General features: G+C 56.9%; 12 protein-coding genes. 5 read left to right on the top strand and 7 right to left on the bottom strand.

Going from position 1 to position 15,149, the window contains the following annotated elements; translation table 11 throughout:
- The first annotated feature begins 7 nt into the window (after positions 1-7).
- Positions 8-976, top strand: coding sequence for an NADH oxidoreductase (gene hcr / locus ENTMO_RS0108260; protein ID WP_010429146.1), 969 nt, complete (start codon positions 8-10; stop codon positions 974-976).
- 109 nt (positions 977-1,085) lie between these two features.
- On the opposite strand, the gene ENTMO_RS0108255 is transcribed toward hcr, so the two are convergent.
- The gene (locus ENTMO_RS0108255; protein WP_010429145.1) at positions 1,086-1,520 is read right to left on the bottom strand and encodes a DoxX family protein; all 435 of its coding nucleotides are present in this window, start codon (positions 1,518-1,520) and stop codon (positions 1,086-1,088) included.
- A 152-nt stretch (positions 1,521-1,672) separates the two neighbouring features.
- On the opposite strand from ENTMO_RS0108255, the gene poxB reads away from it, so the two are divergent.
- The 4 genes from poxB (at position 1,673) to ENTMO_RS0108235 (ending at position 7,100) form a co-directional block, all read left to right on the top strand.
- The gene (poxB, locus tag ENTMO_RS0108250; protein WP_010429144.1) at positions 1,673-3,391 is read left to right on the top strand and encodes a ubiquinone-dependent pyruvate dehydrogenase; all 1,719 of its coding nucleotides are present in this window, start codon (positions 1,673-1,675) and stop codon (positions 3,389-3,391) included.
- Positions 3,392-3,545: 154 nt separating this feature from the next.
- A complete protein-coding gene (gene ltaE, locus ENTMO_RS0108245; protein WP_010429142.1) occupies positions 3,546-4,547 on the top strand; it encodes a low-specificity L-threonine aldolase in 1,002 nt (333 codons plus the stop codon).
- A 10-nt stretch (positions 4,548-4,557) separates the two neighbouring features.
- Positions 4,558-5,994 carry an SDR family oxidoreductase gene (locus tag ENTMO_RS0108240; protein ID WP_010429140.1) on the top strand — a complete coding sequence of 479 codons (1,437 nt, stop codon included), beginning with the start codon at positions 4,558-4,560 and terminating at the stop codon, positions 5,992-5,994.
- A 92-nt stretch (positions 5,995-6,086) separates the two neighbouring features.
- On the top strand, positions 6,087-7,100 hold the full coding sequence (locus ENTMO_RS0108235; RefSeq protein WP_010429138.1) for an NAD-dependent epimerase/dehydratase family protein: 1,014 nt from the start codon (positions 6,087-6,089) through the stop codon (positions 7,098-7,100).
- A 96-nt stretch (positions 7,101-7,196) separates the two neighbouring features.
- On the opposite strand, the gene ENTMO_RS0108230 is transcribed toward ENTMO_RS0108235, so the two are convergent.
- The 6 genes from ENTMO_RS0108230 to gspL all read right to left on the bottom strand — a co-directional run bounded on the left by ENTMO_RS0108230 (position 7,197) and on the right by gspL (position 15,136).
- The gene (locus ENTMO_RS0108230) at positions 7,197-9,029 is read right to left on the bottom strand and encodes a glycoside hydrolase family 19 protein (protein ID WP_010429136.1); all 1,833 of its coding nucleotides are present in this window, start codon (positions 9,027-9,029) and stop codon (positions 7,197-7,199) included.
- A gap of 136 nt (positions 9,030-9,165) precedes the next feature.
- Positions 9,166-9,618, bottom strand: a complete 453-nt coding sequence (gene iagB, locus ENTMO_RS0108225) for a type III secretion system invasion protein IagB (RefSeq protein WP_029485019.1) — start codon at positions 9,616-9,618, stop codon at positions 9,166-9,168.
- 137 nt (positions 9,619-9,755) lie between these two features.
- On the bottom strand, positions 9,756-12,467 hold the full coding sequence (locus ENTMO_RS0108220; RefSeq protein ID WP_010429131.1) for a glycosyl hydrolase family 18 protein: 2,712 nt from the start codon (positions 12,465-12,467) through the stop codon (positions 9,756-9,758).
- A 262-nt stretch (positions 12,468-12,729) separates the two neighbouring features.
- The gene (locus ENTMO_RS0108215) at positions 12,730-13,527 is read right to left on the bottom strand and encodes a prepilin peptidase (protein WP_010429129.1); all 798 of its coding nucleotides are present in this window, start codon (positions 13,525-13,527) and stop codon (positions 12,730-12,732) included.
- Positions 13,524-14,009: a type II secretion system protein M gene (locus ENTMO_RS0108210; protein ID WP_010429127.1), complete on the bottom strand. Its 486-nt coding sequence runs from the start codon at positions 14,007-14,009 to the stop codon at positions 13,524-13,526. Before ENTMO_RS0108210 ends, ENTMO_RS0108215 begins: the two co-directional genes overlap by 4 nt.
- The gene (gene gspL / locus ENTMO_RS0108205; protein ID WP_010429126.1) at positions 14,006-15,136 is read right to left on the bottom strand and encodes a type II secretion system protein GspL; all 1,131 of its coding nucleotides are present in this window, start codon (positions 15,134-15,136) and stop codon (positions 14,006-14,008) included. Before gspL ends, ENTMO_RS0108210 begins: the two co-directional genes overlap by 4 nt.
- Positions 15,137-15,149: the final 13 nt, after the last annotated feature.

The raw sequence follows: 15,149 nt of genomic DNA, 5'->3' as shown, positions 1-15,149 counted from the left end.
GTAACTCATGACCATGCCAACCTCACAATGTCCGTGGCGGATGCAGGTTCATCACATCCATCAGGAGACGCCGGATGTGTGGACGCTGTCGCTGCTGTGCCATGACTACTATCCCTACCGTGCAGGCCAGTATGCGCTGGTTAGCGTTCGCAACTCGGCGGACACCCTGCGCGCCTACACAATCTCCTCAACGCCAGGCGTGAGCGAGTACATTACGCTCACCGTCCGCCGCATTGACGACGGCGCAGGCTCCCAGTGGCTGACACGTGACGTGAAGCGCGGGGATTATATCTGGCTGTCTGACGCGCAGGGGGATTTCACCTGTGACGACAAAGCAGACGATAAATTCCTGCTGCTGGCGGCGGGCTGTGGCGTAACGCCAATCATGTCGATGCGCCGCTGGCTGGCGAAAAATCGCCCGCAGGCTGACGTGCAGGTGATCTTCAGCGTGCGTTCACCGGAAGATGTCATTTTTGCCGAGGAGTGGCGTGATTATCCGGTGACGCTGGTGGCGGAGCACAACGCGACCCACGGTTTTGTGCCCGGTCGCCTGAGCCGCGAGCTGCTGCAAAGCGTGCCGGATATGGCGAACCGCACCGTGATGACCTGCGGCCCGGCGCCGTACATGGATATCGTCGAGAAAGAGGTGAAAGCGCTTGGCGTGACCCGCTTCTTCAAAGAGCAGTTCTTCACCCCGGTGGCGGAAGCGGCAACCAGTGGGATCCAGTTTACCAAGCTGCAACCGGCTCAAACTTTCTTTGGCCGCGTGGGCACCACGCTGCTGGAGGCGCTGGAAAGCAACAAGGTGCCGGTGGTGGCAGCCTGCCGTGCAGGCGTCTGCGGTTGCTGTAAGACGAAAGTGGTCTCCGGTGACTACACCGTCACCAGCACCATGACGCTGTCCGACGCCGAAATTGCCGAGGGTTACGTGCTGGCGTGCTCATGTCATCCGCAGGGGGACCTGGTGCTGGCATAATCTGGCGCAGTGCCCCCATTATTTGCCGGGTGGCACTGCGTTTACCCGGCCTACAAAACCTGACCCGTAGGCCCGGTAAGCGCTAGCGCCACCGGGCTTTTTTTTTGCCCTACCGCCACGCGGGCGCTTTCCCCACCGCGTACCGCCCCGCCCCTAAAAACGCGACCGCCAGCGAACCGATAAAGAAGTACACCAGACTTTCAATAGCCCATGCGCCTACCGCATCCAGCGCTAAGGTTTTGCCCGTGCCCACCATCAGCCACGCCACGATCATCGTAAATGCCAGCACCAGCGCGGCCGGACGCGTGAAGAGCCCAACAATAATCAGGATCGGTGCCACCACTTCGCCAATCAACACGCCGTAGGCGATAAACCCCGGCAGCCCCTTTTCCACCAGCATGCCGCTGATGAACCCCACGCCACCAAAAAGCTTATGCAACCCGTGAAACAGCATCAGCCCGCCAACGGCAAGTCGTAACAAGAGTTTGCCAAGATCGTCGCATGACAGCTTTTCATTAACAGCAATTAACAATGATTTAACCATTTGAAATGATTCCTGTTTTCACCCAATGTACAGCCAGATTATGCCGAATAATTGCACAGGAAAACCACCTTTAATTAAGGGGTAATGAGCAGGCAATACAGTGACTTTCTTCTAAGCTTGTAAGCGATATCACAAAAAGGAGACGGACAACCATGAAACAAACCGTGGCTGCATATATAGCAAAAACGCTCGAACAGGCTGGCGTGAAACGTATCTGGGGCGTGACCGGCGATTCCCTGAACGGACTCAGCGACAGCCTCAACAAGATGAAGACCATCGAATGGATGCCCACCCGCCATGAAGAGGTTGCCGCCTTCGCCGCAGGTGCTGAAGCACAGCTCACGGGCGAGCTGGCCGTTTGCGCGGGATCCTGCGGGCCGGGCAACCTGCATCTGATTAACGGCCTGTTCGACTGCCACCGTAACCACGTGCCGGTGCTGGCGATTGCCGCGCATATCCCCTCTGCCGAAAGCGGCAGCGGCTATTTTCAGGAAACGCATCCGCAGGAGCTGTTCCGTGAATGCAGCCACTATTGCGAGCTGGTTTCATCCCCGGAGCAGATCCCGCAGGTGCTGGCGATTGCCATGCGTAAAGCCGTGCTGAACCGCGGCGTATCGGTGGTCGTCATCCCGGGCGATGTGGCGCTCAAGGCTGCGCCAGAAGGGGCCAGCACCCACTGGTATCACGCCCCGCAGCCCGTGGTAACGCCTGCTGAAGAGGAGCTGAAAAAGCTGGCCCAGCTGCTGCGTTACTCCAGCAACATCGCCCTGATGTGCGGCAGCGGCTGCGCGGGCGCGCATAAAGAGCTGCTCGAATTTGCCGGGAAGCTGAAAGCGCCGATTGTCCACGCCCTGCGTGGCAAAGAGCACGTCGAGTACGACAACCCTTACGACGTGGGCATGACAGGGCTGATCGGTTTTTCGTCCGGTTTCCACACCATGATGAACGCCGACACGCTGGTCCTGCTCGGTACCCAGTTCCCGTACCGCCCGTTCTACCCGGCGGATGCGAAAATCATTCAGATTGATATCAACCCGGCCAGCATCGGCGCGCACAGCAAGGTCGATATGGCGCTGGTGGGCGATATCAAATCCACGCTGGCCGCCCTGCTGCCGCTGCTGGAAGAAAAAACGGACCGCACGTTCCTTGATAAAGCCCTGAGCGACTATCGCGATGCCCGTAAGGGGCTCGACGACCTCGCCAAACCGAGCGACAAAGCCATTCACCCGCAGTATCTGGCGCAGCAGATCAGCCATTTTGCTGACGACGACGCCATCTTTACCTGCGACGTGGGCACGCCAACCGTCTGGGCGGCCCGCTATCTCAAGATGAACGGCAAACGCCGTCTGCTCGGCTCGTTCAACCACGGCTCGATGGCCAACGCCATGCCGCAGGCGCTGGGCGCAAAAGCGACAGCGCCAGAGCGTCAGGTGGTGGCAATGTGTGGCGACGGCGGATTCAGCATGCTGATGGGGGATTTCCTGTCGGTGGTGCAGATGAAGCTGCCGCTGAAAATCGTGGTCTTCAACAACAGCGTGCTGGGCTTTGTGGCGATGGAGATGAAGGCCGGTGGTTACCTGACGGACGGTACAGAGCTGCACGACACCAACTTCGCGCGCATCGCCGAGGCCTGCGGCATTACCGGTATTCGCGTGGAGAAAGCCTCTGAGGTGGATGAAGCCCTGCAGCGCGCCTTCTCCATCGACGGTCCGGTGCTGGTGGATGTCGTCGTCGCCAAAGAAGAGCTGGCGATCCCGCCGCAGATCAAGCTTGAGCAGGCCAAAGGCTTTAGCCTGTATATGCTGCGCGCCATCATCAGCGGGCGCGGTGACGAGGTGATCGAACTGGCAAAAACCAACTGGCTCAGGTAAAAATATCCTTTTAAAGCCATACGCAAAACCATTCATGTCGCATCAAGGCGGCAAGCCCGAAAATCCCCAGGAGCATAAATAACTATGTGACTGGGGTTTGAGGACGAAGCCAACGCCGAGGCGGCGTGAAGGGTGAAGCGTATAAGGATATGACATGATTGATTTACGTAGTGATACCGTTACCCGCCCGAGTCGCGCCATGCTCGAAGAGATGATGGCCGCCCCGGTCGGGGACGACGTCTACGGCGATGACCCGACGGTCAACGAGCTGCAGCGCTACGCCGCTGAACTGAGCGGCAAGGAAGCGGCCCTGTTCCTGCCCACCGGCACGCAGGCTAACCTGGTCGCGCTGCTCAGCCACTGCGAGCGCGGTGAAGAGTACATTGTCGGCCAGGGTGCACATAACTACCTGTATGAAGCAGGCGGTGCGGCGGTGCTCGGCAGCATTCAGCCGCAGCCGATTGACGCCGCGCCGGACGGCACTCTTCCGCTCGATAAGGTCGCCGCGAAAATCAAAGCCGACGATATTCACTTCGCCCGCACCAGGCTGCTCAGCCTCGAAAACACCCACAACGGCAAAGTGCTGCCGCGCGAATACCTGAAAGCGGCCTGGGAGTTTACCCGCGAGCGCAAGCTCGGGCTGCACGTGGACGGCGCGCGTATCTTTAACGCCGTGGTCGCGTACGGCTGCGAGCTGAAAGAGATTACGCAATACTGCGACTCGTTCACCATTTGCCTGTCTAAAGGTCTGGGCACGCCGGTGGGCTCTCTGCTGGTTGGTAACGCAGACTACATCAAGCGCGCCAACCGCTGGCGTAAGATGACCGGCGGCGGCATGCGTCAGGCCGGCATTCTGGCGGCGGCGGGTCTGTACGCCCTGAAGAATAACGTCACGCGTCTGAAAGACGATCACGACAACGCCGCGTGGATGGCGTCGCAGCTGCGCGAGATTGGTGCCGACGTGATGCGTCACGACACCAACATGCTGTTCGTGCGCGTCGGAGATGAGCACGCCGCCGCACTGGGCGAATTTATGAAATCACGTGGCGTGCTGATCAACGCCTCATCTGTCGTGCGCCTGGTCATGCACCTTGACGTGAGCCGCGAACAGCTGGCGGACGTAGTGAAACACTGGCAGGCGTTTTTACAGCGATAAGGAGCATCACGTGCCGCAACGCATTCTGGTGCTCGGCGCCAGCGGGTATATCGGTCAGCATCTCACCGCGGCGCTAAGCCAGCAGGGACACCAGGTGCTGGCTGCGGCACGTAACACGGAGCGCCTGCAAAAGCTCAGCTTGCCCGGCGTCACCTGCCACAGCGTTGATCTCAACTGGCCGAAGGAACTTCCCGCGCTGCTGGACGGGGTCGACACGCTTTACTATCTGGTCCACAGCATGGGCGAAGGCGGCGACTTTATTGCCCACGAGCGTCAGGTGGCGATGAACGTCCGCGATGCCCTGCTGCAAACGCCGGTTAAGCAGGTGATTTTCTTAAGCTCGCTGCAGGCTCCCGAAAACGAGCAGTCCGACCACCTGCGCGCCCGCCAACTGACGGCGGATACCCTGCGCGGCGCGAACATTCCCGTCACCGAACTGCGGGCCGGGATTATCGTCGGCGCGGGCTCCGCCGCCTTCGAAGTGATGCGCGATATGGTCTACAACCTGCCGGTACTCACGCCGCCGCGCTGGGTCCGTTCGCGCACCACGCCGATTGCGCTGGAGAATCTCCTGCATTATCTGGTGGCCCTGCTGGATCACCCGGCGGAGCAACACCGCGTGCTGGAAGCCGCTGGTCCTGAAGTATTGAGCTATCAGGCGCAGTTCGAGCACTTTATGCGCGTCAGCGGCCGCCGGCGCTGGCTGATACCCATCCCCTTTCCAACCCGCTGGATTTCGGTATGGTTTTTGAACGTCATTACGTCGGTGCCGCCAACCACGGCAAAAGCGCTGATCCAGGGACTGAAACACGATCTGCTGGCGGACGATCGCGAGCTGCGGGCGCTCATTCCCCAGGATTTGATCCGCTTTGACGATGCCGTGCGCAATACGCTGAAAGAGGAAGAGCAACTGGTGAACTCCAGCGACTGGGGCTACGACGCGCAGGCCTTTGCCCGCTGGCGGCCGGAGTACGGTTATTACCCAAAACAGGCGGGCTGTACGGTGAAAACCTCGGCCAGCCTGGCGGCGTTGTGGGAGACCGTGAACCAGATCGGCGGCAAAGAGCGCTACTTCTTCGGCAATATTCTCTGGCAAACGCGCGGGGCAATGGATCTACTGGTGGGGCACAGGCTGGCAAAAGGTCGCCCTGCCGCTCCGTATCTGAACGTGGGCGATACGGTCGACAGCTGGAAGGTGATCATCGTCGAGCCGGATAAACAGCTGGCGCTGCTGTTTGGCATGAAAGCGCCAGGGCTGGGCCGACTCTGCTTTACGCTGAAGGACAAAGGCGACCAGCGGGAACTGGACGTCCGCGCCTGGTGGCATCCGCACGGAATGCCGGGGCTCTTCTACTGGTTGTTCATGATCCCTGCGCACCTGTTTATCTTTCGGGGCATGGCAAAACGTATCGCACAGCTGGCAGAACAAAAGGCGGAAAATAAGTAAATAAAACTCTTATTCTTTCACCTTTCCCATTGCAACACGCCGTAATTCACGAAAGAATGCGCACGAAATTCTTTTCAACACAGTGGATTGATATGAAGGTACTGGTTACCGGGGCGACCAGCGGCTTAGGCCGAAATGCGGTCGAATTTCTGCGCAACAAGGGCATCAGCGTCAGGGCTACCGGTCGCAACGAAGCGATGGGGAAACTGCTGCAAAAAATGGGCGCAGAGTTCGTCCATGCCGACCTGACGGAGCTGGTCTCCTCTCAGGCAAAAGTGATGCTCGCCGGTATCGATACGCTGTGGCACTGCTCCAGTTTCACCTCCCCGTGGGGTACCCAGGAAGCCTTTGATCTCGCCAACGTGCGGGCAACCCGCCGTCTGGGCGAATGGGCCGTCGCCTGGGGCGTGCGTAACTTTATTCATATCTCGTCTCCGTCACTCTATTTCGACTATCACCACCATCGTGATGTACAGGAAGATTTCCGCCCGGCCCGTTTTGCCTGTGAGTTTGCCCGCAGCAAGGCGGCCAGCGAAGAGGTGATTGACCTGCTGGCGCAGTCTAACCCGCATACCCGCTTTACGGTACTGCGCCCGCAGAGCCTGTTCGGGCCGCACGACAAAGTGTTTATTCCCCGTCTGGCGCAGATGATGCACCACTACGGCAGCGTGCTGCTGCCGCGTGGCGGCGATGCGCTAGTGGATATGACCTATTACGAAAATGCCGTTCACGCCATGTGGCTGGCGAGCCAGCCGGACTGCGATAAGCTGATCTCCGGTCGCGCCTACAATATCACTAACGGCGAGCCCTGCACGCTTCGCAGCATTGTGCAGCGCCTGATCGACGAGCTGCAGATCGACTGCCGTATCCGTTCGGTGCCTTATCCGATGCTGGATATGATCGCCCGCAGCATGGAGCGTTTTGGCAGTAAATCCGCCAAAGAGCCTGCACTGACGCACTATGGGGTATCAAAGCTTAATTTTGATTTCACGCTGGATATTTCACGCGCGGAGAATGAGCTGGGGTATAAGCCGATTGTGACGCTGGATGACGGGATTGTGCGCACGGCGGCGTGGCTGCGGGATCATGGGAAATTGCATCGGTAGTCAGTCTGGTGCGGCCTGATGCCCTCCCCCCGGCCCTCTCCCACGGGGAGAGGGAGAAAACACGAAAACGGCAACCCGAAGGTTGCCGTTTTGCTTTTACAGAGCCGTCCAGGCTTCAGACCATGCCAGACCTGCGCCTGGTTCATAGTATGCCGGGGCGTTGTTACACCAGCCGCTGTACGGGAACGGTTTGCACTGGAACAGTTTACCGTGGTTGTTCACGATATCGCCTGCCTTGTACTTGCTGTTCGCGCTCCATGCTGCGTAATCGCCGGAAGTACCCTCATCCTGAGACGGGGTGGCTGCTTTGGCTTTTACGTTCAGCAGGTAGGTGGTGCTGTTGCTCAGCTCACCATCGCTGACGGTCAGGCTCACTTCGTACTGCTGCGCTGTCGCCGCTTCTGGCGCAGTAAAGGTCACCACCGCTTTGTCATCGCCGGTGACAGTCTGACCATCCTGGGAACGCCAGGTGTAGGTCAGTTTGTTACCGTCTTCGTCGGTAGAACCTTCAGCGCTCAGGGAAACCTGCGCACCCGCTTCAACGGCACCGATTGGACCCGCAATCTGCGCCACTGGCGCATGGTTTACCGCTGCCGGGGTTTCATCTGGTACTGGCGTAACCGGAGTTTCATCTGGCACTGGTGTAACCGGGGTTTCATCTGGCGTCGGCGTAACTGGAGACTCATCCGGCGTGGTCGCTGAACCGTCGTCATTCACGATATTCACGTTATAGAACTTCTGTACACACTTGGTGTAATCGCCGTCTTTAAACGCGCTGAATGGCGTCTGGTAGCCCACCAGCTGGCAAGAGTAGGTTTTGCCGTCAGGCGTATCCGCGCTCCATCCCCAGTCCTGTTCCCAGTAGATCTTCAGTGCGCCCGCGCCGCCTTCGTCGAACTGCTTCATGTTCGCACAGCCCAGCACTTCGTCAGCCGGTACAGGCACTTTCAGGTAGTTGGCGAACTCTTTGTAGTACTTGATACGGTTCTGAGACTGCGCAATTTCAGTCGGGCCACCGCACTCAACGCCGCCGTTGATGATCTGCGTTGTCACGCCGAAGCCAGGGACCAGGCCGTTAGCCTTGTCGTGATCGTTCGGCTGCCAGGTGCCGTCGATAACCTGCAGCATGCTTGGTTTTGGCGGCTGTGGGTAGGCGAAGAAGAAGATCGCACTCGCCAGGTTCAGCCAGGTGTCCGCCACAAGCTCGGGTTTTTCCAGCAGAACTTTAACGTCGCCGTACATCGCTTCGGAGAACGGACCGTAGTTATAGTTGTAGGACAGCTGCTTCGCGCCGCGGCCGAAGTAGCTCAGGAAATCGCCGTCTTTGTCTTTACCGCACGGCCAGGTCTGACCCTGCCAGACGTCGGTATTACATTCGCCGTTATAGCCGCCCTTCTGGCCTTCGCTCCAGCCCATTTCGCGCACGTAGACCAGCGCCTGACGCCATTCGGCTTCCGGGCGCCAGCTTTCGTGACCGCCGGTTTCCTGCGCAAAGTGGGCAAACATGGTTGCCAGCTCTTTACGGCAGATGGCATCGCTGTCGCGGCCGTCTTTGTAGGTGTCGCACAGCGCCGGGAATTTACCCACCGCTTTCAGGAAGTTGCTGTAGCTGTAGTCCTTCGCACGCAGCGGGAACAGGTATTCCCAGTCGCTCTCTTTCAGGATCCCCTCAACGCGTTTAACGTTAACCGGGTTAGAGGCGCGGCCTGGCTCAATCTGCTCAACTGAAGCGTTGTCCAGCGTGCGGATGGTATCCTTCACGGACTGCATCAGGGGGAAATCAGTCAGCTCTTTTTCCTTTTTCGCCAGATCGCTGGCTTTCATGGTGTAAGGCTCGCTGCTTTCTGCCTTCAACATGGTGGCCTGAGCCATAACAGGTGCAATGCACGCACCCGCAATCAACACGCTCAGTAATGTCCTTTTATTCATTTCGGTTATTCCTGTTAATTCGATGGTTTAAAATAAAATCCCAGCTTATTTATTAATCCATTAATAAATAAACTCCAGACAGCTGTTTTTCATTTTCTGAAGCATACTTAACGGTACGCTTCAAAAAAGAAAAAACTCACCAGTCATTTCTTTCGCGTGCAACAGATTTTAATTGCTGATACTTCGCCCAGACCTTATGGGCATACACCATACGCTTTGGATAATTTTCTTTTTTAATCCCGGCGTTATAGGCGCCAACGGCTTCCCAGTTATAGCCGTAAACTTTAATCATGCCTGACAGAATCGATGCGCCCACCATAATGGAGGTACAAGGTTCAGTCATAAGTCTACGTTCGCTGATACCGCGTCGTTCAAGCTCCGAAAAATGCGAGCTGTTTATTTGCATTAATCCTACGTCATGCGTCCCGTCATGATTTGTCCCGACGGCGTAGGGATTCATTCCTGATTCCACATTCGCAATGGCATAAAGTAAATAAGGGTCAACATGATAATAATGCGCCGCTTTATCCCAGCAATTCGCCAATGCGCTTTGGCTTAATATTAATAACAGCAACAGTAATCGCTTCATTATTCACCTGCGGTGGTACGTTTTATTTCTCCTCAAACACGTCCTGTTAAATATTTTTGGTTACAGACCACACCCGAAGCGGGGTATGGTCTGTGATTGTGGGCGGATATCACACCCACAATTTAAGGTTCAGAAGATTATTTGCAGTCAGCTGACGCGCCTTCTTTCACCCATACATCGCTGTTACCTGGTTTGTCGCCCTGAGTCCACCATTTCGCGCGGTACTCGAAGCCCTGGTAGGTCGTTTTGTCGCCGCCGTTGTAGACGGTGTCAGCACGCCAGTTCATTTTCACCTGGCTGACCAGTTCCCATGCATCTGCACCAAAGCCTGGCTTGTTGCCCTGAGTCCAGTACTTCGCTTTCCAGACCAGGTTATCAGCGCTTACCATATCGCCGTTGTTGTAGACTTTGCTGGAGTCCCATGCAGCGTATTTGCTGGCGTTGGCATCAACCGGGTTATCGCAGCTGCCTGTTGCAGACGGGGTGGTACCTTCATCTGATGGCGTAGTCCCTTCGTCAGATGGGGTAGTCCCTTCGTCAGCCGGAGTGGTGTCTTCATCAGGCACAACCGGGGCCGCTTTCGGCGTTACGGTAACCTGTACATTAGACTGGACGCTGGTTTTACCATCACTCACCACAACGCTCAGGGTATAAGTCGATTCTGAGCTCACTTCAGGCGCGGTGATGTTCACGTTCGCAGTATTCGTACCGGTAGCATTCATATCAGATGGGATGCTCCAGGAGTAGGTCAGTGCATCCCCGTCTGGATCCGCAGCCTGCACGTTCAGGTTATAAGACTGGCCTGCTTCCAGGGTCACCGCCTGCATCTGGTTAACCACTGGTGCCTGGTTAGCCTTAGGCGCTTTGTTCAGAACCTGCACGTCAGCGGTGCTGCTCAGGCCTTTCGCATCGGTTACGGTCAGACGGAATGCCAGCGTCTGATTGCTGGTGACCGCGCCAACGGAGAAGGTCGCTTTCGCTTTGTTGCTGTTGGTCAGCGTGACGGATGGACCAGAGATCTGGGTCCATTTGTAGGTGATTGCATCGCCATCAGGATCGGTAGACGCTGAACCATCCAGAGTAACGCTTGCCGGACCGGTCACGGACTGATCCGCTGCAGCCGCAACTGGCGCATGGTTGGTCACAACAGGCTCTGGCGTTGAGCTACCCAGCAGGCTTTCGTTCATCGCGTTCAGGATATCGCCGTTATCGGAATCGATAGACCAGGAGAACAGACCCCCCAGGTTTTTCGCCAGCACGTACTTACCTTTCGCGGTCGTTGAACGAGCATCTTCATAAGAGATCAGGTCGCCGGTGGATTTGTTAAAGACGTACGGTGCTTCCGCATCCGCGTCATAACCGTATTCCCAGCCTGGCTTGCCTTTGTACTCGTTCACAATCTGACGATAGTCAACCACGCCCGGTTCCCAGGTGCCTTTCACCGCGCCCGTTGCGGTACCGGTGAACGGGTTGTCGCCGGTATAGCCGTGTACGCCAGTCCAGCCGCGGCCGTACATGCCCGCACCCACAACGATCTTACCTGGCTGCACGCCCTGCTCCAGCAGCGCGTCAACGCCGTTAGAGGTGGTGTAGTTAGTATCCGGACGCCATGCTGGTGCATGCAGTGCCGCCTGGTGACCCAGCTCGGTATTGCTCCACGCGCCGTAGAAGTCGTAGCTCATCAGGAAGATATGGTCGAGGTACTGCTGGACGGTGTTGTAGTCCACGTCTTCGATCTTATCTTTACCGGAACCAATTGCCGTGGTCAGCTCATAGGTGCGACCGGTTTCCGCTGACAGTTCGTTCAGCATGGTGCGCAGATCGTGCATCACTGCGGTGTAGGTGGCTTTATCCTGCTGAGGGTTACCCAGCGCTTCGTTCACGCCGCCGCCGCCCGGGAATTCCCAGTCGATATCCACGCCGTCGAAGAATTTCCAGGTTTTCAGGAAGTCTTTAACAGAGGCCACAAAGCGCGCGCGGATCGCGGTATCGTTCATTTTGTAGAACGGATCGGACATGGTCCAGCCGCCGATGGATGGCAGCACTTTCAGGTCTGGATGCGCTTTCTTCAGCGCCATCAGCTGGCCGAAGTTACCTTTGTACGGGTCGTCCCAGTTAGTCACGCCAGACTGTGGCTTCTGCAGCGCCGCCCACGGGTCGTGGATTGCCACGGTGAAGTCCTGGCGGCCAGCGCAGGCGCGCTGCAGCGCGGCGAAGCTGTTGCCGTTTTCAACGGTTTTCAGACCGTCGTTAATGCCGTCGCCGCCACAGATTGGAATGAAGCCATACAGAATATGGTTCAGGTTAGAGGCCGGGATTTTATCAACCGGGAATTCACGACCGTACACGCCCCACTCAGGGAAGTACGCGCCCACCACTTTGTCGGTGTGCTTCGCGAAAGTTTTGTTATTCTCCTGCAGAGGAACATTCAGCGGCAGCAGGTGGCTACCGTCGGTATCCGCTACGATAACCAGCTTGCTTGCGCTTTTGGAGCATCCGCTGGCATTACACAGTTCAACCTGCTCCTGATAGCGGCCACCTTTTTTCACTTTGAAGGTCGCAGATCCGGATGCGCCAGCTGCACCAGACCATACGGTCTGACCGTCGAACAGCACTTTACCGGTTGTCGGCGCATCGCCGCTCCAGACGTTCCACTCCACTTTCACGTCCACGCCATCGTTGTGCACTTTAACGAGCGTACCGTAATCCTGTGCGGCCTGGTCGATTTCAACGAGGGCAAACTTATCATTACCACTGCTGATTGAAGGCGTACCTGGCGCTGCGGCGAATGCGGAGCCGGAGACAGCCGCAACAAAAAGGGCCAGATATTTAGGCTTCATAAATTTCATTATTAATTCCTGATAACATTATTTGTGAAAATTAAAATAACCATGTATTCCATATAACATGGGCGAGTCGTGAATAAGCTATTTCAATAAAACAGCGGATAATATTTAATTGTACAAAACATGTAGTACGTGAAAATATCCTCCTTATAAAAACATGAGCGATAACCCTTACAGCTTATGTTTATTACAATACATCGGGATTTTAAAAAGATCCTTCCATTCCCTTATCGAAAAAATTTCATAAAAAACTTGACCGCGCAAATCAGAATGTGAATTGCAGAGTCTGAAGAATAAAAATAGCCAAGCCAGCCAGTGACAACATGGGACCAAACGGAATAACGCTATTTTCTTTAACAGCTTTATAAAAAAGAAAATACAATGCGATTCCGCTTAATGCTGCCGCCAGCAATAATGAAGGCAATGCCTGCCAGCCGCACCACGCGCCGAGCGCGGCCAGCAGCTTAAAATCACCGTAGCCCAATCCCTCACGACCGGTGGTCAGGCGAAACGCCCAGTAGATCAGCCACAGCGTCAGGTAACCCGCCGCCGCGCCGTACAGGGCATCCGACAACGGTAGGGTCTGAAAAAGCGCATGATTTAACAGCCCCGCCCACAGCAGAGGCTGCGTCAGACAATCCGGCAGCAGCAGGTGCTTCGCGTCTATCGTCGCCAGCGGCAGCAGCCCGCACCAGAGAACCCACAGCGAAATCAGCGCGGCCGCGGACGGGGCATACGCCGCCGTCAGGGCAAAAAACAGGGCGCTGGAAAGCTCAAGCAACAGCAGGCGCAGCGGGATCGCGGTCCGGCAGCAGCGGCAGCGCCCGCGCAGGCAACACCAGCTCAGTACAGGAATGTTTTCCCACCAGGAGAGCGCGTGGGAACACGCGGGGCAGTGGGATGCCGGAAACAGCAGGTTTCCGGCGCCCTCCTCTTCGTTGATGAGCGGGGGAATGCGTTCGACCACCACGCCCAGAAAGCTGCCGATAATGCCGCCAAGCGCGCCGCTCAAGAGGCACAGGGCGGGCATCTGGCTGCCCTGAAGCAGCGTCAGCGGGTTCATGCCGATTTCGCCCAGGAGAGTTTAATCTGAGCCTTAACGTCGCTGAGGCGATCCACCGGGGTAAGATCCATTTTTTCCAGACGCACGCCGGAGGTTAAATTCACCTCCCTGAGCCAGCTTTTCAGTTCATAGACGTTTATCCGGTCGATATTAAACGACATGGATTGACCGTCCTGCTGAATATTGCTCAACGCGACGTGGATCTCTTTGGCGCTCTCTTCCACCACGCTTCGTGGGTTACTGGTTTTTACTACTTTGGCCTGAAGGTGGTTTTTATTAATTTCTTCACGCATCCAGTTCAGGGTCTGCTTTTGTTTTTGCAGCGTGCTTTGTTCATTTTTAATAATACTATCCAGCGGGGTCATCACCCCGTACCAGATAATGGCGCAGCAGAGCGCCGCGCCGCACAGTTTAAACAGATTACGCTCGCGCGGGCTGAAACGCAGATAGCGAGCTTTTAATTGGCCAATTTTCTCTTTCATTTGTATTTCCCTGTGATGATAGCGGTATAAGGCGCCTCACTGGAGACCGGCTGCAGCGTAAAGTCGAAGGCGTCACTCGCCTTATTAACGAATGCCTGCAGCGCCGTGGGATCCATCGCGCTGATGTTCAGCGTGAGCTGATTCTGCGCGTCGTCGTATCCGACTTCGCTCAGCTCAACAGAAGGGAGCGATTGCTTAATCTGCTCCAGCGCCTCCAGCTGAAGAAAAATTCCTTTCTTCTCTTTTTTGATGTTCTGCCCGAAGTGGTACTTCAGGTTGGTGGTCTGGCGTAGCGTGGGGAAGTAGTGCTGGGCCAGCTCAACCATCTGCTGCTGGGCCAGATTTTCCTGGCTGCTCAGCATCCAGGCCATGCCGACGCGAGGGCCGATCAGCAGCCCCAGGCTCAGCACCGCCGCGGCGGCGATGGCCGATTTCGCATAGCGGAAACCGGCGCGCTCGCTTTTGGCCGAAAATTCACCGTGCAGCAGATTGGCTTTACAGCTCTTCCACTGCGGCTGGATCAGCACCAGCGGATGCTGCCAGGCCAGCTGCTCATCCACCGGCACGCCCGCTGGCGCATCGCCGTAGCAGACAATGTCACCTGTGCGCTGCTGGCTCAGCAGCAGCGGCAGCAGCGCGGCGTCGGTTTCACAGGCGCCAAACGGCGAGTAGCGCATCCAGTAGCCGCTGTCGGTGGAAACCAGCGTGCTCCCGCCCTCGGCCACCGGCAGAAGGATCGCATCCGGCAGTACCTGCACTACCGTCAGCCCGGCATCGGCACAGCGGTCAAGCCAGTACTGCAGACGCGCAGACTCAATGGCCACCGCGTCAACGTCCCGCCCTTTCTTGTTGAGCACCGTCCAGTGAAGCGTGTCCACGTCGCCAATCAGCGTCTCCTCTGCCAGCCAGGAGAATTCGACGCTGCCTTTTTTAGGCAATGTGAAGTGACGGAAGATCGTTTCGCTGGCCGGGAGCAGCAGACATACCCGCGCGGCGAGCGCGTGACCGGCGAGTTCCGCCAGTGACGCCAGTCCCTGGCGTTGTCTAACCTGGTCGCTACCGGACTCGCACCACATTATGTTCCCGTCCTCGTGCGTGTCGGGACGAATAAAAAGCACCTGTTTCATAGAGTTCGTCTTG

Origin of the sequence: Enterobacter mori LMG 25706, from assembly GCF_000211415.1 — a bacterium.
Taxonomy (GTDB): domain Bacteria; phylum Pseudomonadota; class Gammaproteobacteria; order Enterobacterales; family Enterobacteriaceae; genus Enterobacter; species Enterobacter mori.
Note: the sequence above shows the minus strand (reverse complement) of the source record. Positions and strands in the feature narration are given on the sequence as shown.

Coding starts and splice junctions, on each gene's coding strand:
- ltaE (WP_010429142.1), top strand. CDS start 3,546: ATGATTGATTTACGTAGTGATACCGTTACCCGCCCGAGTCGCGCCATG.
- ENTMO_RS0108210 (WP_010429127.1), bottom strand. CDS start 14,009: ATGAAAGAGAAAATTGGCCAATTAAAAGCTCGCTATCTGCGTTTCAGC.
- ENTMO_RS0108230 (WP_010429136.1), bottom strand. CDS start 9,029: ATGAATAAAAGGACATTACTGAGCGTGTTGATTGCGGGTGCGTGCATT.
- poxB (WP_010429144.1), top strand. CDS start 1,673: ATGAAACAAACCGTGGCTGCATATATAGCAAAAACGCTCGAACAGGCT.
- gspL (WP_010429126.1), bottom strand. CDS start 15,136: ATGAAACAGGTGCTTTTTATTCGTCCCGACACGCACGAGGACGGGAAC.
- iagB (WP_029485019.1), bottom strand. CDS start 9,618: ATGAAGCGATTACTGTTGCTGTTATTAATATTAAGCCAAAGCGCATTG.
- ENTMO_RS0108215 (WP_010429129.1), bottom strand. CDS start 13,527: ATGAACCCGCTGACGCTGCTTCAGGGCAGCCAGATGCCCGCCCTGTGC.
- ENTMO_RS0108255 (WP_010429145.1), bottom strand. CDS start 1,520: ATGGTTAAATCATTGTTAATTGCTGTTAATGAAAAGCTGTCATGCGAC.
- hcr (WP_010429146.1), top strand. CDS start 8: ATGACCATGCCAACCTCACAATGTCCGTGGCGGATGCAGGTTCATCAC.
- ENTMO_RS0108235 (WP_010429138.1), top strand. CDS start 6,087: ATGAAGGTACTGGTTACCGGGGCGACCAGCGGCTTAGGCCGAAATGCG.
- ENTMO_RS0108220 (WP_010429131.1), bottom strand. CDS start 12,467: ATGAAATTTATGAAGCCTAAATATCTGGCCCTTTTTGTTGCGGCTGTC.